Here is a 15,824-nt window from a genome sequence, read left to right as displayed (position 1 = left end):
CAATATGGCTATTACCCTTACTGATAAAGCGGCGAAACACGTTCAGCGTAATTTGGATAAGCGCGGAAAAGGGTGTGGTCTTCGCTTGGGCGTTCGGACTACAGGTTGCTCTGGTTTAGCTTATGAGTTGGAGTACGTTGATGATGCTGCTCCCGAAGACACCATGTTTGAATCTCATGGAATTCAAGTTTTTGTAGACCCGAAAAGTTTGGCTTATTTAGATGGTACTGAATTAGATTTTGTGCGAGAGGGTTTGAACGAGGGCTTCAAGTTCCAGAACCCAAATGTCAAAGATGAGTGTGGTTGTGGCGAATCTTTCCGCGTCTGACGACTACTTTCGTTTTTTCGGTCTGCCGCAGCAATTCAAGATGGATTTAGCTTCGTTGGATCAGAGGTATCTGGCCATCCAAAAAGAAGTACATCCTGACCGTCATGCTCGTGGCAGTGATACAGAGCAGAGGCTGGCGATGCAAATGGCTACACTTGCCAATACTGCTCTCCAGACACTCAAAAATCCTATCCAGCGTGGGCTATATATTTGCTTACTCCATGGTGTCGATGCCCATTTAGAGATCAATACGGCGATGCCGGCGGCCTTTTTAATGCAGCAAATGGACTGGCGTGAGCAACTCGATGAGCAAGCTGAAGACTTGCCGGCATTGGAAGCACTCATGCTTGAGGTGGAGGAGTCCAAAAAAATAACCCTCTTGAAAGTAACTCAAGCGATTGATGACTTCAAGAACTTCGAACATGCCGCTGAATTACTTCGCGGTCTTCTTTTTATTGATAAGTTTGCCATCGAGTTAGATGATGCTATCTCGGCCTTGGTATAGCTTTAAACAGAATTCTTCATGGCCTTATTACAAATCTCCGAACCTGGTAAATCATTAGCCCCGCATCAGCGCCGAATCGCTGTCGGTATCGACTTAGGTACTACGAATTCTTTAGTAGCGATTGTGCGAGACGCCTTACCTAAGGTGCTTCCAGACGCGCAAGGCCGAGAACTACTGCCTTCGGTAGTGCGCTATCTTCCGGGCGGAAGAACGCAGGCCGGGTTCGAGGCCCTAGATAGTATTGTCAGCGATCCGAAGAACACGATTGCCTCAGTAAAAAGATTGATGGGGCGCGGCATTGCCGATGTCGAGCATATTGAGAGTGCTCCTTACGATTTTGTAGATGAGCCTGGAATGTTAAAGCTGCGAACAGTGGCCGGGGATAAAAGCCCGATTGAAGTCTCCGCAGAAATACTAGCGCGCTTGCGTCAGTTAGCAGAGGATTCGGTTGATGATGATATTGTCGGCGCCGTCATCACGGTGCCGGCTTATTTCGATGATGCGCAGCGACAGGCTACAAAAGATGCTGCCAAATTAGCGGGTATCGAAGTGCTACGCTTGCTAAATGAGCCAACCGCCGCTGCAATTGCTTATGGTCTAGATAATGCCTCGGAAGGTATTTATGCGGTCTATGATTTAGGTGGGGGAACATTTGATATCTCCATTTTGAGAATGAATAGAGGCATATTTGAAGTGCTCTCTACAGGTGGTGATTCGGCTTTGGGCGGTGATGATTTTGATCATCGCCTCTACTGTTGGGTGATTGAGCAAGCTAAACTTCCACCACTATCGATTCAGGATCATCGTAGGTTGTTGTTGTCTTGCCAGCATGCAAAAGAACAGTTAAGTCACAATCCCTTGGCGCGCGTGTATGAAACATTGACTGACGGTACGATTGTGAATGTAGGCGTTAGTCAGGCTCAATTCTTTGAAATTACGCAGCATTTAATTCAAAAAACATTGGTTGCAGTGAAAAAAGCACTTCGCGATGCAAGCTTGAAGGTTGATGAAGTGAAGGGCGTTGTCATGGTTGGCGGTGCTACACGCATGCCCCAGGTGCAGCGCGCTGTTGGTGAGCTGTTCGGTACAAAGCCCTTGAATAATTTAAACCCCGATCAGGTGGTCGCCTTGGGAGCAGCGATGCAAGCTGATTTATTGGCCGGCAATCAAAGCAAGGATGATGAATGGCTTTTATTGGACGTCATTCCACTTTCTCTTGGTATTGAGATGATGGGTGGATTGGTTGAGAAAATTATTCCTCGTAACACGCCAATTCCTGTTGCGCGTGCGCAAGACTTTACTACTTTTAAGGATGGTCAAACTGCTCTAGCGATTGCTGTAGTGCAAGGTGAGCGTGAGTTAGCGCAAGACTGCCGATCCTTAGGTAAGTTTGAATTACGAGGCATCCCGGCAATGGCCGCCGGCGCTGCTCGCATTCGAGTTACGTTTCAGGTTGATGCCGATGGATTGCTGTCAGTGAGCGCATTGGAGCAGGGCTCAGGTATACAGGCCTCGATTGATATTAAGCCATCTTACGGCCTGACGGATGCGGAGATTGCTCGAATGTTGCAGGATGGTTTTGCCTCTGCCAAGATAGATCTTTTGTCTCGGTCTCTGCGTGAAGAGCAGGTCAATGCGCAACGTTTATTGGATGCGGTACAAACAGCGCTTAACAGTGATCGTGCTTTGCTCAGTGTTCAAGAGCAAATAGCGATTGATCAGGAGATGGCTGCATTACAGAATATCCTGAATAATGAGGTCGATAGTGCAGTAGTCCGCAAGGCGGTCGATCATGCCGCAAAGGCTACCGATGAGTTTGCCCAGATGCGTATGAATGCGAGCATTCAAAAAGCATTGGCTGGTAAAAATGTTACTGAAATTTAATAGAAAAGAATCATGACCCAAATTGTTGTATTACCTCATAGTGAATATTGTTCTGAAGGTGCAGTCCTCGAGGTGACGCCGGGAACTTCTATTTGCGAGGCTTTGCTAGAGAATAATATCCCTATTGAGCATGCTTGCGACATGGTTTGTGCCTGCACTACTTGCCACATCATTGTTAAAGAGGGGTATAGGAGTCTGAATGAGCCTGACGAAAATGAAGAGGATTTGCTAGATCGTGCGTGGGGCCTCAATCCACAGTCTCGCCTATCTTGTCAAGCCATCGTTGCCCGTGAAAATTTAGTGATTGAGATTCCAAAGTACTCCATCAATCACGCTAAAGAAAATCACTAACCAGCAGTATTGAACATAGTGGGGCCCAGTTCTTTATGAAGACTCAACTCAAAATAGGATTTTTGATTGCTAGCACGGCTTTTTTTGTTGGCTGTACTGGTAACAGTGATCCCTATTCTCAGAGTGCCTCCTTTCCGCAGGCTTATACCCAGAGCGCTGCCTTTGACAGCACTCCGCAACGAATATCTTCTGCCCAATTACAGTCATTAGTTTCTCCGATTGCACTTTACCCAGACTCATTGCTATCGTTAATGCTGCTGGCGTCTACTTATCCACTTGAGGTGGCTGAAGCCTATAACTGGCGAAGAGGTAACTCTGGTTTGAGTGGCTCAGCTTTACAAAATGCCCTGAAGGCGCAGTCATGGAACGACAGTGTTAAATCGTTGATTTCCTTTCCACAGGCCTTCAATATGATGGGAAGTCAATTGCAATGGACTCAAAATCTGGGCAATGCATATAAATTACAGGCCGCAGATACGATGCAGGCTGTTCAGATTTTACGTAAACGCGCTGTTCAAGCGGGAACTTTAAAATCAAATCAGCAAATGACAGTTAGCGTAGATGCTAGCGGTAACATCTTAATTCTTCCCGCTAATGCACAAGTTGTGTATGTGCCAAGCTATAACCCTACGGTAGTTTATGGTGCATGGCCCTATCCTGAGTATCCTCCTTACCCTGCTTACAATCCAGCATGGGGCGCTATGTCATTTGGTTTGGGTCTCGCTGTTGGAGAGTCATTTTGGTCAACACCGAGCTGGTCAAGTGGCACGATTAACGTGAACAACACCAACGCATCGGCACGATCCTCTAGAGGTTTAATTGGGCCCAGTAGCATTCAGAATCAACAACGCTTACTCAATGATTGGAAAAACAATGCCACTCCTCAGGATCGGCAAGATTTAAAGTCAGCCGATCAGAAGGCCAACACTGCTTTTCAAAAGGATGCAACATCCCAAGAGCAAGCGCAAGCGAATCGTCTGAATCAGGAGGCGCGTAATGATCAGCAGCAAGATCGAGCTAACCCGAACATTGATCGAGAAGCTGCACAAGAAAACGCCATGAGAGCTCAGGCTCGAAATGATCGTTTTGCCGATAGTCGATATGGTGGCCGAGGTGGATTTGGCGGCGGTCATATGGGTGGATTTAGACGCTAACCGAAGAAGGCATTACCCATGAATAAAGTTCGAATGATGTTGCTAGTAGTAATGCTGGGAGTAGGGATAGCTCCTTACTCTAGTGTATTTTCTCAAGTGAATTTACCTAAGAATGATGCTTCCACTCAAGCTCTAGTAGCGCTTTGTAAAGATCTAAATGATGTTGATGCGCAAAACTTCTGTTTTGGATTTGGGGAGGGTGTTTATCAATCCTACTTAGCTAATCGCAATCCTCAGCTCAAGCCGAACATCTGTCTCTCTTCAGAATCTGGTACGAGAGAAGCAATCTTGCAGGCGTTTTTGACCTGGAACCAGAGCCATTCTCAATTTAATCAAGAGCGAGCGGCTAAAACATTGATCCGTTTTTTCTCGGAGCAATATCGATGTCGGTAGATTAAAACTCGTATTGATGCCAATTTTTTATGAATACTCACCCCTGAGTCTATGTAAGATGCGCCTCTTTCGCAATGAACTGCTCTAGAAAGAGCCTTTTAATTTCTTGCGTCATATTTTGACGAGAGTGTTTTCTACGCTCTAGTAAACCTACTTTTCTGAAGATTGTTTTTCCAGAAAGTGGTGATATTGCTAATTGGCGATCATCTTCCCAGGCAATATTGGCAAGTTTTGGAACGACGGAGAAGCCGTGACCCTGTCGAACCAGTTCGATAATCGCCTCAACGGAGTTCAGCTCCATACTTTCTTGAATAATTAGCTTATTTGCTTTGATCGTCTGATCTACGAGGTGACCGGTCCAGGTGTTTCTTTCAAAGCGAATAAAGGGCAATTCGCTTGATAGTTCTCGAGGTATGCGCCTAGCTTTGCTCTTGAAGTTTGGATAAATCAGAATCATGGGCTCGGTATAGAGTTCGGTCCACTGTATGTTCTGGGGTAAGGTATACGGAGACTCGGTAACAATAGCGGCATCTAGTGCTCCCTCAATGAGTTGATCTAAAAAATTGTTAGATAAGCCAGCAATCAGCTTGATTTCCAGATTTGGATATTGCTTTTTTAATTGATTTAAGGTGCTACCAAAGGCTCCCATCAGTGTAGATACAAGCGCCCCTAGAACCAGTGTGCCGCTTAAATCTGATTTGAAGTTTGACCCCAGAGACTCATATCGAGCCACAATTTCTTGAATGGGTTCGACCAGAGCCCTTCCTTGGTGATTGAGAATAAGAGAGCGCTTTGTTCGGTCAAATAGCGTCACACCAACATCGGACTCTAATTGTTGAAGCTGCTGGCCAGCTGCTGCTGCCGTCAAACCAATCTCACGGGCAGCTGCAGCTACACTTTTGTGGCGGGTAATCGCTAAGAAATTTTTGAGAACTCGAATGCTGGACATGGGCTTGAAAGGGGTAGGTACTCTTTTTATATAAATAAATTCTTTATCTCAAAGAAAATTATATTCGATTTATTTTTTACTGTATATCGATATAATTTGTCTATGTCTGAATCCAATCTCAAAGTGAATGTCTGGCGTGGCACCGATCAGGGTGAATTTGTGGAATACCTGGTACCGCGCAATTCCAATCAAACCGTCCTAGATGTAGTGACCTATATTCAGAGGAAGCTTGACCCAACGCTGAGCTACCGATTTGCATGCAGGGTGGGTATGTGTGGATCCTGCGCAATGACAGTCAATGGTGTTGCCCGTTGGACCTGTAGAACACATGTGGCGAAAATTGTTGAGGGCGACTCATTAGAGATTGCCCCACTCAACAACCTGCCTGTCATAAAAGACTTAGCGACTGATATGCGCGAGTTTTTTAATAAATGGAAAGGTGCTGTGGGATTCTTTAAAGGTGAGCAAACACGCTTTGACGATTTTGCTCAAGTCAAGCCTGATTCTGAAGAGCGTCAATTGGCAAATGCCGGGATTGAATGTATTGGCTGCGCAGTTTGCTATGCATCATGTGATGTTGTTGCTAGCCGTACCGATTATTTGGGGCCAGCGGCACTCAATCGTGCCTGGACATTGACGAACGATGTGCGTGATGTGCAACAGCTAGATCGATTGCGCGCTGTAGCGGGGGATGCAGGTTGCCATACTTGTCACACCCATGGAAGTTGTTCGGAGCGCTGCCCAAAACAGTTGGCGCCAACTGCTGGTATTTCTGGTCTAAAAAAGCTTGTAGCAAGAGCTGCAGTGCGTGGCAGTAAGTGGGGTAAGTTATGAGCTCAACTATTTTGCAAGCAAAGCTATGGTATGCACAGCGTATCAGTGCAATGGTTTTAGGCCTATGCGTTGTCATCCACTTACTAATCATGTTCTATGCGATTCGGGGCGGCCTTACTGCGGGTGAAATATTAGGGCGAACTCAAGGTAATTGGATTTTTGCTATTTTCTATGAGGTATTTGTATTGGCTTGCCTGGTTCATGCTCCGATTGGTTTGGCTAATATTTTGCGGGAAAATTTTCCATATTCTTCAAAAGTAGAAATTTTCCCCTGGATCTTAGCTTTACTAATCATGACGCTGGGAACAACTGCAGTAGTGGGAGTCTTTTCAGGCGGGGTCGGCCAATGAGGAGTAGGCCAACCCTAGATCGTCGCGCTAAGTCCCACTCGTCTTATTTTATTTATATGGCACATCGTGTTTCTGGGCTACTGCTTGCTTGCTTTCTACCCGTTCACTTCTTTTTGCTCTCACAATCACTATATGGCGCAGATGAATTTGATCGTTATTTAAAACTGACTGACTTTTGGATTATTAAAGTCGGTGAATGGGGATTAGTCACTCTCCTGACGATCCATTTAATTGGTGGTGTGCGCTTGTTGATCATTGAATTTGGTACATGGCGCGGGTTACGCAAGGGATGGACTCAGGCAGCGATTGTGATGTCTATTCTATCGGGAATTCTATTTTTAGCATTAGCAAACTGATTGGAAATATGATGCAGCTACAAATGAAAGTAGTCGAAGAGGCTTGTAAAGAGCTGTATATTCGGGCCCTCAAAATACTCCCAGACGATATCAAATTAGGGATTGATCGACTGAATAAGTCAGAGTCGGATAGCCGTGCCCAGGTAGTGCTACAGACTATGGTGACCAATATTGCCGTAGCTGAGCGGGAGGACAACTTACTGTGCCAGGATACGGGTTTGCCTATTTATAACGTTAAGATTGGTCGTAATGTGGACTTTGATGGTGTTGCCTTAAAGGCGGCTATTCGTAAAGGGTGTGAACGTGCCACGACAGAGTATCCTCTGCGTTCATCAGTAGTTCATCCCATTACGCGCAAAAATAATCATACTTCTTGCGGTATTGATATGCCGGCAATTCATATTGACTTTAGTGACGATGATGAGTCTGTTGAAATTGAAATGATTCCGAAGGGGAGTGGCTCAGAAAATAATTCTTATTTGAAGATGGCTATTCCTGCTGAAGGAATTCTGGGAGTGAAAGCTTTCGTTATTGAGAGTGTAGTGGCATCTGGTGGAAAAACTTGCCCGCCTACAATTGTTGGGGTTGGCGTGGGTGGAACATCGGATTTATGTGTTGCTATGGCTAAGCGAGCTGCAACAAGACCGCTTGGTAGCGCATGCACTGATATAGAGGGTGCAAAATTAGAGCAAGAACTCAGTGCAGCGGTCAATCGCTTAGGTATTGGCCCTCAGGGTCTCGGTGGTGATGGTACTGCATTCGCTGTGCATGTTGAGTTAGCTGCAACCCACATCACTATGAATCCAGTTGCCGTGAATATGCAATGTCACTCTGCAAGACGCGCGCGCGCTACCTTTACGCCTGATGGTGTTAGTTACGGTTTTTAGGAAAGAATATGGCTCACTACAACCTCTCTACACCGGTAAGCGAAGCTAGTATTCGCCGTTTGAAGATTAATGACACCGTCACTTTACAAAACACTTTATTTGGTATTCGGGACGCAACTCAGATTCATTTATTTGATCATGGACGCAAGACGAAGTTTGACTTATCGGGCCATGCAGTGATTCATACAGCGCCTAATGTTCGTAAAGTTGAAGTGTGTGCAGAATTTCCGGCTGGCTATCAGCCTATTTGTATTGGTACAACAACCTCTGATCGGATGGAGCGATTTACAAGGCCGCTCATGACGCAAAATGGTGTTCGTATGATTGTTGGCAAGGGTGGAATGCGGGAGGCTTCTGCTGATGCATTTGCGCAGTTGGGTGGTGTTTACCTTGCAATCATCGGTGGTACAGCTGCATTAGAAACTACTTGGATAGAGCAAATTGAGGATGTAGATATGGATGACCTTAATCCAGAGTCCCTTTGGCGTTTCAAGATTAAAGATTTTGGGCCATTACTAGTGGCAATGGATAGTCATGGCGGAAGTATTTATCAGGAAGTTAAAAGTGATGTTGCTCGCAATGCTGTTGAAGTTCTTAAAAGTCTGGGGATTCCATCATGAGCACTGTGTCTAATATTAAGACTTTAGAGACAGATATTCTTATTTTGGGTTCTGGTGGCGCTGGTCTATTTGCGGCCCTCCATGCTCATCAGACTAACCCTGATTTGCATATTACGATTGCTGTCAAAGGGCTGCTAGGTAAATGCGGTTGTACACGTATGGTGCAGGGTGGCTATAACGTAGCGCTTGCTGAAGGTGATTCGGTCGAGCGGCATTTTATGGACACAATTGAGGGTGGGAAATGGCTATGTGATCAAGAGCTTGCCTGGACATTGGCCAATATTTCTATTGAGCGTATTCGAGAGCTAGAAAATGAATTGGGGTGCTTTTTTGATCGAAATCCTGATGGCACGATTCACCAAAAAGCCTTTGCGGGACAAACTTTTGATCGGACGGTCCACAAGGGGGATCTAACGGGTATTGAAATTATTAATCGCCTGGCAGAGCAGGTTTGGGCCAGAGGTATTCATCGGCTTGAGGAATATCGCGCAGTGGAATTAATTCATAGCGCTGATGGTAAATCATTAGCTGGAGTGTTGATGATTGATATGCAAACTGGTCAATTTACTTTAGTGCGAGCTAAAGCCGTCTTGCTTGCAACAGGCGGTGGACCAACAATGTATAAATACCATACACCATCGGGAGATAAGAGTTGCGATGGTTTGGCTATGGCCTTGCGTGCAGGATTAGTTTTGCGAGATATGGAGATGGTTCAATTTCACCCAACAGGGTTGTTGGCTGGGCCTGGTACACGAATGACTGGTACCGTTCTTGAGGAAGGTCTGCGTGGTGCCGGTGGATATTTACTCAATGGTGATCAAGAGCGTTTTATGGGTCATTATGATTCCCGCAATGAGCGGGCTACCCGTGACATTGTCTCGCGCTCTATTAATTCAGAAATTCGTGCAGGTCGATCATCGCCGAATGGTGGTGTTTATATTCAAATGAGTCATTTAGGTCCAGAAACTGTCCGTAAATTATTTAAAGGAATGGTTGAACGCTGCGCTGATAGTGGGTTTGATCTTGCTGAAGATTTGGTGGAGGTAGTTCCTACCGCGCATTACATGATGGGTGGTGTTGTATTTCGCCCTGACTGCAGTACCGACCTGCCGGGTCTCTTTGCTGCCGGTGAGGATACGGGTGGCGTACATGGCGCAAACCGCTTGGGTGGTAACGGAGTTGCCAATTCTACTGTTTTTGGTGGTATTGCTGGAGATGTAATGGCAAAGTGGGTTACCAACCAATCCCTAGCCCCATGCAACATGAGCGAAGTCATTGCCAGCATCCAAGCGCATGAGGCTCCGCTTTTGAGAGCTCCAGGTGATATTGAATCGATTCGTGACCAACTTGCAGAATGTATGTGGACCGACGTGGGTATCTCTCGAACACGGGAGAGCTTATTGCGTGCTCAAATGAAATTAGATGAGCTAGATCAGTCACTCGGTCAGATGGGAGTGGGAGATATTGATCGCGCATATAACCTCACGTGGCAAGACTGGATGAATCTACGTAACTTAATTTTAGTCAGCAAGACAGTGACAGAGGCGGCATTGGTTCGCGAGAATTCACGGGGGGCGCATTATCGGGAAGATTTTCCTGAGCCTGGATCTCTAGAGCGCTCTTATTTCACAGCAGTACAACTACGAGACAGTACTCTGAGTATCGAGAAAAGGCCGGTGTTATTTACCATGGTGAAACCAGGCGAAACGATATTAGTAGAAGAAATTGTTTAACTGTTGGCAGCCCTAATGATGGTGCTATCTTATTTTTGAGATTCTACACCCCTTACCGCTAGTACTTTCTGTGCTGATCATTTTCAGCGCCTATTTTATTTTTGGTGTGTCTGGGTTTGGCTCTTCTATCGTTGCAGTGCCACTGCTTGTGCAACTGTACCCATTAAAGACTGTTGTACCGATGATGGTCATTATGGATATTTGCGCATCTTTATATTTAGGGAGGAAAGTCTCTGGCGATGCAAATAAGTCAGAGTTGATTTGGCTAGTCCCATTCACATTAGTGGGCATGGGACTAGGAATCATTCTCTTAATTAAATCGCCAAGCGAACCTTTACTGCTTGCCCTGGGTATCTTTGCGGCAGGTAATGGTTTTCGTATTTTGATGCAAAAGTCATCCTTGACGCATACAGTAATTAACCGTTGGTGGGCATTACCTTTCGGTATTGCTGGCGGTATTTTTACCGCTTTATTTGCGACCGGCGGACCTATTTATGTCTCTTATTTAGGAATGCGCATTGGGAGTCCTAAAGTACTCCGCGCGACAATGGCATTTGCTATTTTTATGCTTACTTTTTTGCGGCTAGTTTTTATGTTGGTCGTAGATTTAATTCTGACTTGGGATGTATTGGTTTTGGCAGCAACGATGATGGTGCCATTATTTCTGGGGATTGCTGCGGGGACCAGGTTTCATAAAAGGTTAAGCCAGACCGCAATGAAGCGTTCAGTCGGTATGATTTTACTTTTCTCGGGATCGATGCTGCTTTTAAAGCAGCTGATGTAATGTATTGATGTTTGACTAATTGGGCTTGCAGGATTTCAACACTCTTTGAGTAAAAAAAGCGAGGATAAATCCTCGCTTTCTATTTTTCGTGAAGAAAGTAATTATTGAGCGCTAATATTGCGACCTTTAATCACTTTTTCCCAGTTCGCTGACTCAGATTTTATCTGTGCATCAAACTCTTTTTGAGAGCTAACTACTGGAGTTAATCCATTAAGATCCAGGCTCTTCTTCATCGCCTCTGAATTTACTGCTTTTACAGTGGCATCATAAATCTTATCTGTGATTACTTTGGGCGTGTTGGCGGGAGCCACTAAACCAAACCAACCGGTAGTTTCGAATCCTGGAATACCACTTTCTGCAACAGTTGGCACATCAGGTAATTGCTTGACTCGCTTTGCGCTAGTAACAGCAATGGGCTTAATTTGACCTGCTTTTGCAAATCCAGTTGCTGCTGTAAGGTTACCAACCATAAAGTCAATTTGTCCTGCAACAAGATCATTGATTGCAGCTGACTCACCTTTGTATGGAACATGTGTTGCAGGGATATTAGCGGAATATGTCAGATTTTCACCGGCCATATGGACCTGGCTGCCGATGCCTGCAGATCCAAAATTAAGATCTTTAGTTTTTGCGTAAGTAATAAACTCACTTAGATTTTTTACGGGAATCTTACCACTGACTGATAGCAGCATAGGACCGCTGGCGACATTGGTAATATTGACAAAATCTTTACTGTAGTTCACTGGCAGTTTCTTATATAGATTGGGGTTTACTGTCAGCATGCTTCCAGAAACCAGCATGATGGTGTAGCCGTCTGCAGAGGATTGCGCAACAAATTCAGCGGCGATATTACCCCCAGCGCCCCCTTTATTTTCTACAATAACATTTTGCCCCAAGTCTTTTGTGAGTTGCTGCGCCAGTAGCCTCCCTAAGATATCAGTGGTACCTCCAGCTGCAAATGGAATAACCAGCTTGATGGGTTTTGTTGGCCATGATTGGGCATTAGCTAGGAAGGGCATTGTGAGGGCAAGCGCTCCCGCTAATAAAACAATTCGTCTACCGAGTTGATGCTTCTTTGTTTTAAACATAGGTGTCTCCAGTGGGTGTGTGACCTTTGTATCTTAGTCGCTTTAACATCAAAAAATATGCACTACTTATATTGAATAGTTGTATGTATATGCATCAACACTGTCTCCCCCAATTTTTTATGAGTGCCACTTTGTATTCGTGGCATTTCATCATGAATTGAGTTTTACTGCTACTAGGGTATTGCATGTTATCTAAATCATCTATATGATTCAAATATGTCATCTATTTTGACCTCTAAAGCTACCTCAAGTCAAGGCCTAGAAACCCTGTGTTTTATGCGGGTTTACGGAGTCGTGTCTTTAATAAGATTGCAACCATGCATTTAGCTTATTCAGAATTGCTCGCATTGGCCGAAACGGGTCTGCGGTCTGCAGGCATCAGTGCAAAGACCGCTCATCAAACTGCCCAATTTTTAGCCCTAGCTGAACTCGATGGATTGGCCTCACATGGTTTATCAAGAGTTTCGCAATATGCTGCTCATGCCAAAAATGGAAGAGTGGAGCTGGCCCCTAAAGTTAAAGTGAAAACCTTTAAGTCATCTGCAGCGTTAGTTGACGCTGGTGATGGCTTAGCGTTTCCAGCACTTCGTTTGGCAACGGACTTATCTGTCAATTTAGCTTCTAAATCGGGCGTTGGGTTAGTTGCCGTCACCAACAGTCATCATTTTGGTGTAGCTGGCCACTATGTAGAGGCTGCAGCCCGTGCTGGTTATATTTCCTTACTATTTGGCAATACGCCAGCAGCGATGCCAATGGTTGGCGGATCCAAAGCTATATTTGGCACCAATCCTTTGGCTGCAGCTTTTCCGACCGGGAGAGGTAATCCCTTAGTAGTGGATATGTCTTTGTCTGCTGTTGCTCGAGGCAAGCTATTAATTGCCGCTAAAAAGGGCGAATCAATCCCTGAGGGTTGGGCATTAACTGCTGAAGGCGAGCCAACCACTGATCCGCAGCAAGGGCTAAAGGGCTTGATGGTACCAATGGGTGGGGACAAAGGTGCATTACTGGCCCTCATTATTGAGTTACTAGTAGTTGGACTTTCAGGTAGCCAGTTTTCTTATGAGGCTGACTCATTCTTTGATGCAAAAGGAAATCGCCCTCGTATCGGACAGTTAATTCTTACGATTGATGCAGGCTTAGCAGGCCCCGGCATATTTGCTAGCAAGATGCATAATTTTTTGCAAACATTAGCGGCGGATGCGGGAACTCGTTTACCGGGGCAGCGTCGTTTTCATCAGCGAGAGTCTGGTTTGAAACAGGGCATCACCATTTCAGATGTAGTTGTAGAGGAAATTCAGGCTGGCATCCGCCAGTCTTGGACTGGGTAGTTTCTAAAAACGAGATTGAAGAGGAGAAGGAAATGATCCATTTTGTCGTGCATGAGCCAGCAGATGGCGTAGGAGTAGTAGTAGTTGAAGGGGTAAAAGCGGGGGCTGACTTAATTGGTTGGGTTATGGATGGAGACCTCACCTTAAACATCAAGTCAGAAAGTGATATTCCGATTGGCCACAAGATTTCACTGAACGATTTCAAAACTGGTGACACGATCATCAAATACGGCGTTGATATTGGCAAGGTAGTAGCCCCAATTAAAAAAGGCGAGCACCTGCATGTCCAAAATGTAAAAACAAAGCGTTGGTAATCCAAGCTTGTAATCCCCCACTCATTGAGAAAGATAAGAAATGAATAATTTGAAAGACGCAACCTTCTTAGGTTATCGCCGTGAGAATGGCCGCATGGGTATTCGTAACCATGTATTAATTTTGCCCTTAGATGACTTATCTAATGCTGCGTGTGAAGCAGTGGCCAATAACATCAAGGGTACTATGGCTATTCCTCATTCCTACGGCCGTTTGCAGTTTGGTGCCGACTTAGATTTGCATTTCCGTACTTTGATCGGTACAGGTTGCAATCCGAACGTTGCCGCTGTCGTTGTGATTGGTATTGAGCCGCAGTGGACTAAGATCGTTGTTGATGGTATTAAGGCATCTGGTAAGCCTGTGGAAGGTTTCTGGATTGAAGGGAATGGCGACACATCAACCATTGCCTCTGCCAGCAAATCTGCTTACAACATGGTCAAGCACGCTTCTAAGCAAAAACGAGTTGCTGCCCCTCTGTCAGAGTTATGGGTATCGACTAAGTGTGGTGAGTCGGATACTACTTCAGGCTGTGGTGCAAATCCATCCGTTGGTGATGCCTTCGACAAGCTGTATGAAATTGGTTCTACATTAGTCTTCGGTGAAACTACTGAGCTTACTGGTGGTGAGCATTTAGTGGAAGCACGTTGCCGCACTCCTGAAATAAAGAAAAAATTCCGCGAGGTATTTGATCGTTATCAGGATGTGATTGAGCGTCATAAAACCAGTGACTTATCTGATTCACAGCCAACTAAAGGTAATATCGCCGGTGGTTTAACTACGATCGAAGAAAAAGCTTTAGGCAATATTCAAAAAATTGGTAAAAAATGTATTGTCGATAGCGTACTTGAAAAGGGTGAAGAGCCCAAAATAAGCGGCCTACACTTTATGGACTCTTCTTCAGCAGCTGCGGAGATGGTGACATTATGCGCAGCAGCTGGTTTTACAGCGCACTTCTTCCCAACGGGGCAGGGTAACGTGATTGGCAATGCTATTCTTCCCGTGATCAAGATTTGTGCCAATCCTAAAACAGTTCGCACTATGGGCGAGCATATCGACGTGGATGTATCTGGTCTCTTACGTCGTGAAGAAAATATGGATGAGGCGGGTGACAAGTTGTTGGATTGCTTACAGCGCACTGCTGATGGTGAGCTAACGGCTTCCGAGATTCTGGGTCACCGTGAGTTTGTATTAACTCGTTTGTACGAATCAGCTTAAGTTAAAAATGAAATCCCTGACCGCTTATCAAGAAGTAAAGCAAAAGATCACCGAAGATCTGGTCAGGGGTCGATTTTTGATGGGGCAGGCCTTGCCAGCTGAAAAAGATTTATCAAAAGAGCTCGATGTATCGATAGGAACTCTGCGTAAAGCAGTAGATGAGTTGGTAGCAGAGGGTATTGTGGTTCGTCGCCAAGGCAGGGGTACTTATGTTGCTGAACACGATTTAAAAAGACTGTTGTATTATTTTTTTCATGTTGTGAAGCATGATGTAGATAAAAAAGTTAATCCTCAGGTTGAATTGGTCTCACTCAATAGCGCAATAGCTAGTAAAGAAGAGGCTATGAAGTTGCGGATCAAAGAAGGCTCACCTGTTTGGAGGATTACTAATCGCCTCTCCTTAGAGGGGCAGTGCGTCATGATTGACCACATTACTTTAGATAAAAATCGGTTTAAGAATCTGACACGTGCTGATTTTATTTATCGTGAGGGTAGTATCTACCAGATGTATCAAATGAAATTTGACCAAACTGTAGTGAAAAGTAATGAACGCTTAAGGGCTGGATTGGCCGGAAAACAGTATGGTGAATGGCTCGAAGTTAGGCCTGATAGCCCTGTGCTGGTTATTCGCCGTGTTGCGCTTGGTATTCAGGATGAACCATTGGAATGGCGCATATCTACCCTGAATACCGATCAGCATGAGTATTTTAGTGAACTGGTTGTTTAGTTTTTATGCTGAGATTAATACAAAAA

Annotated in this window: 19 protein-coding genes; 17 read left to right on the top strand and 2 right to left on the bottom strand. The window is 45.1% G+C overall.

Annotated features, from left to right (window positions below):
- Positions 1-4: 4 nt before the first annotated feature.
- From iscA to B0G85_RS02620, 6 genes are read left to right on the top strand one after another with little or no spacing between them, the layout of a single operon-like run.
- On the top strand, positions 5-328 hold the full coding sequence (iscA, locus tag B0G85_RS02645; protein WP_100378877.1) for an iron-sulfur cluster assembly protein IscA: 324 nt from the start codon (positions 5-7) through the stop codon (positions 326-328).
- Complete coding sequence (hscB, locus tag B0G85_RS02640) at positions 285-833, top strand: Fe-S protein assembly co-chaperone HscB (RefSeq protein WP_232725905.1); 549 nt, start codon at positions 285-287, stop codon at positions 831-833. Before iscA ends, hscB begins: the two co-directional genes overlap by 44 nt.
- An 18-nt stretch (positions 834-851) precedes the next feature.
- Positions 852-2,717 carry a Fe-S protein assembly chaperone HscA gene (hscA, locus tag B0G85_RS02635; protein ID WP_100378875.1) on the top strand — a complete coding sequence of 622 codons (1,866 nt, stop codon included), beginning with the start codon at positions 852-854 and terminating at the stop codon, positions 2,715-2,717.
- A 12-nt stretch (positions 2,718-2,729) separates the two neighbouring features.
- Entirely contained in the window at positions 2,730-3,068 is a 339-nt protein-coding gene (fdx, locus tag B0G85_RS02630) for an ISC system 2Fe-2S type ferredoxin (protein ID WP_100378874.1), read from the top strand.
- A gap of 35 nt (positions 3,069-3,103) precedes the next feature.
- Positions 3,104-4,222 (top strand): DUF3300 domain-containing protein, encoded by a 1,119-nt coding sequence (locus tag B0G85_RS02625; RefSeq protein ID WP_100378873.1) that lies wholly within the window; start codon positions 3,104-3,106, stop codon positions 4,220-4,222.
- Positions 4,223-4,240: 18 nt separating this feature from the next.
- Positions 4,241-4,615, top strand: a complete 375-nt coding sequence (locus B0G85_RS02620) for a Rap1a/Tai family immunity protein (protein WP_100378872.1) — start codon at positions 4,241-4,243, stop codon at positions 4,613-4,615.
- A gap of 49 nt (positions 4,616-4,664) precedes the next feature.
- On the opposite strand, the gene B0G85_RS02615 is transcribed toward B0G85_RS02620, so the two are convergent.
- Complete coding sequence (locus B0G85_RS02615) at positions 4,665-5,564, bottom strand: LysR family transcriptional regulator (protein WP_100378871.1); 900 nt, start codon at positions 5,562-5,564, stop codon at positions 4,665-4,667.
- A gap of 102 nt (positions 5,565-5,666) precedes the next feature.
- Here B0G85_RS02615 and B0G85_RS02610 point away from each other — a divergent pair, with 102 nt between their 5' ends.
- From B0G85_RS02610 to B0G85_RS02580, 7 genes are all read left to right on the top strand, one after another.
- Positions 5,667-6,398, top strand: a complete 732-nt coding sequence (locus B0G85_RS02610) for a succinate dehydrogenase/fumarate reductase iron-sulfur subunit (RefSeq protein WP_100378870.1) — start codon at positions 5,667-5,669, stop codon at positions 6,396-6,398.
- Positions 6,395-6,748, top strand: a complete 354-nt coding sequence (locus B0G85_RS02605) for a succinate dehydrogenase (protein ID WP_100378869.1) — start codon at positions 6,395-6,397, stop codon at positions 6,746-6,748. The genes B0G85_RS02610 and B0G85_RS02605 overlap by 4 nt, the downstream gene beginning before the upstream one ends.
- Positions 6,745-7,104 carry a succinate dehydrogenase, cytochrome b556 subunit gene (sdhC, locus tag B0G85_RS02600; RefSeq protein WP_100378868.1) on the top strand — a complete coding sequence of 120 codons (360 nt, stop codon included), beginning with the start codon at positions 6,745-6,747 and terminating at the stop codon, positions 7,102-7,104. The genes B0G85_RS02605 and sdhC overlap by 4 nt, the downstream gene beginning before the upstream one ends.
- 8 nt (positions 7,105-7,112) lie before the next feature.
- A complete protein-coding gene (locus B0G85_RS02595; protein ID WP_415836274.1) occupies positions 7,113-7,991 on the top strand; it encodes a fumarate hydratase in 879 nt (292 codons plus the stop codon).
- Between the two features lie 8 nt (positions 7,992-7,999).
- Positions 8,000-8,611 carry a fumarate hydratase C-terminal domain-containing protein gene (locus B0G85_RS02590; protein WP_100378866.1) on the top strand — a complete coding sequence of 204 codons (612 nt, stop codon included), beginning with the start codon at positions 8,000-8,002 and terminating at the stop codon, positions 8,609-8,611.
- A complete protein-coding gene (locus B0G85_RS02585) occupies positions 8,608-10,344 on the top strand; it encodes an L-aspartate oxidase (protein WP_100378865.1) in 1,737 nt (578 codons plus the stop codon). The genes B0G85_RS02590 and B0G85_RS02585 overlap by 4 nt, the downstream gene beginning before the upstream one ends.
- A 70-nt stretch (positions 10,345-10,414) precedes the next feature.
- Positions 10,415-11,128 carry a sulfite exporter TauE/SafE family protein gene (locus B0G85_RS02580; protein WP_157799268.1) on the top strand — a complete coding sequence of 238 codons (714 nt, stop codon included), beginning with the start codon at positions 10,415-10,417 and terminating at the stop codon, positions 11,126-11,128.
- 101 nt (positions 11,129-11,229) lie between these two features.
- Here the strand turns inward: B0G85_RS02580 and B0G85_RS02575 are convergent, their stop codons facing one another.
- Entirely contained in the window at positions 11,230-12,216 is a 987-nt protein-coding gene (locus tag B0G85_RS02575) for a Bug family tripartite tricarboxylate transporter substrate binding protein (RefSeq protein ID WP_100378863.1), read from the bottom strand.
- Positions 12,217-12,533: 317 nt separating this feature from the next.
- Here B0G85_RS02575 and B0G85_RS02570 point away from each other — a divergent pair, with 317 nt between their 5' ends.
- The 4 genes from B0G85_RS02570 to B0G85_RS02555 are packed head-to-tail and all read left to right on the top strand — an operon-like array spanning position 12,534 to position 15,798.
- Positions 12,534-13,544, top strand: coding sequence for an Ldh family oxidoreductase (locus B0G85_RS02570; protein ID WP_100379155.1), 1,011 nt, complete (start codon positions 12,534-12,536; stop codon positions 13,542-13,544).
- A 32-nt stretch (positions 13,545-13,576) separates the two neighbouring features.
- Positions 13,577-13,858, top strand: coding sequence for a flagellar biosynthesis protein FlgA (locus B0G85_RS02565; protein ID WP_100379154.1), 282 nt, complete (start codon positions 13,577-13,579; stop codon positions 13,856-13,858).
- Positions 13,859-13,898: 40 nt separating this feature from the next.
- Positions 13,899-15,071: a UxaA family hydrolase gene (locus B0G85_RS02560; protein ID WP_100378862.1), complete on the top strand. Its 1,173-nt coding sequence runs from the start codon at positions 13,899-13,901 to the stop codon at positions 15,069-15,071.
- A 7-nt stretch (positions 15,072-15,078) separates the two neighbouring features.
- Positions 15,079-15,798: a GntR family transcriptional regulator gene (locus B0G85_RS02555; protein ID WP_100378861.1), complete on the top strand. Its 720-nt coding sequence runs from the start codon at positions 15,079-15,081 to the stop codon at positions 15,796-15,798.
- Positions 15,799-15,824: the final 26 nt, after the last annotated feature.

Source organism: Polynucleobacter brandtiae (assembly GCF_002797575.1).
In the GTDB taxonomy this organism is placed as follows: domain Bacteria; phylum Pseudomonadota; class Gammaproteobacteria; order Burkholderiales; family Burkholderiaceae; genus Polynucleobacter; species Polynucleobacter brandtiae.
This window is presented reverse-complemented; position numbering and strand designations above follow the sequence as displayed.

Bases quoted from the DNA above. Each gene is read 5' to 3' on its own strand.
- iscA (WP_100378877.1), top strand. From the start codon at position 5: ATGGCTATTACCCTTACTGATAAAGCGGCGAAACACGTTCAGCGTAAT.
- hscB (WP_232725905.1), top strand. From the start codon at position 285: ATGTCAAAGATGAGTGTGGTTGTGGCGAATCTTTCCGCGTCTGACGAC.
- hscA (WP_100378875.1), top strand. From the start codon at position 852: ATGGCCTTATTACAAATCTCCGAACCTGGTAAATCATTAGCCCCGCAT.
- fdx (WP_100378874.1), top strand. From the start codon at position 2,730: ATGACCCAAATTGTTGTATTACCTCATAGTGAATATTGTTCTGAAGGT.
- B0G85_RS02625 (WP_100378873.1), top strand. From the start codon at position 3,104: ATGAAGACTCAACTCAAAATAGGATTTTTGATTGCTAGCACGGCTTTT.
- B0G85_RS02620 (WP_100378872.1), top strand. From the start codon at position 4,241: ATGAATAAAGTTCGAATGATGTTGCTAGTAGTAATGCTGGGAGTAGGG.
- B0G85_RS02615 (WP_100378871.1), bottom strand. From the start codon at position 5,564: ATGTCCAGCATTCGAGTTCTCAAAAATTTCTTAGCGATTACCCGCCAC.
- B0G85_RS02610 (WP_100378870.1), top strand. From the start codon at position 5,667: ATGTCTGAATCCAATCTCAAAGTGAATGTCTGGCGTGGCACCGATCAG.
- B0G85_RS02605 (WP_100378869.1), top strand. From the start codon at position 6,395: ATGAGCTCAACTATTTTGCAAGCAAAGCTATGGTATGCACAGCGTATC.
- sdhC (WP_100378868.1), top strand. From the start codon at position 6,745: ATGAGGAGTAGGCCAACCCTAGATCGTCGCGCTAAGTCCCACTCGTCT.
- B0G85_RS02595 (WP_415836274.1), top strand. From the start codon at position 7,113: ATGATGCAGCTACAAATGAAAGTAGTCGAAGAGGCTTGTAAAGAGCTG.
- B0G85_RS02590 (WP_100378866.1), top strand. From the start codon at position 8,000: ATGGCTCACTACAACCTCTCTACACCGGTAAGCGAAGCTAGTATTCGC.
- B0G85_RS02585 (WP_100378865.1), top strand. From the start codon at position 8,608: ATGAGCACTGTGTCTAATATTAAGACTTTAGAGACAGATATTCTTATT.
- B0G85_RS02575 (WP_100378863.1), bottom strand. From the start codon at position 12,216: ATGTTTAAAACAAAGAAGCATCAACTCGGTAGACGAATTGTTTTATTA.
- B0G85_RS02570 (WP_100379155.1), top strand. From the start codon at position 12,534: ATGCATTTAGCTTATTCAGAATTGCTCGCATTGGCCGAAACGGGTCTG.
- B0G85_RS02565 (WP_100379154.1), top strand. From the start codon at position 13,577: ATGATCCATTTTGTCGTGCATGAGCCAGCAGATGGCGTAGGAGTAGTA.
- B0G85_RS02560 (WP_100378862.1), top strand. From the start codon at position 13,899: ATGAATAATTTGAAAGACGCAACCTTCTTAGGTTATCGCCGTGAGAAT.
- B0G85_RS02555 (WP_100378861.1), top strand. From the start codon at position 15,079: ATGAAATCCCTGACCGCTTATCAAGAAGTAAAGCAAAAGATCACCGAA.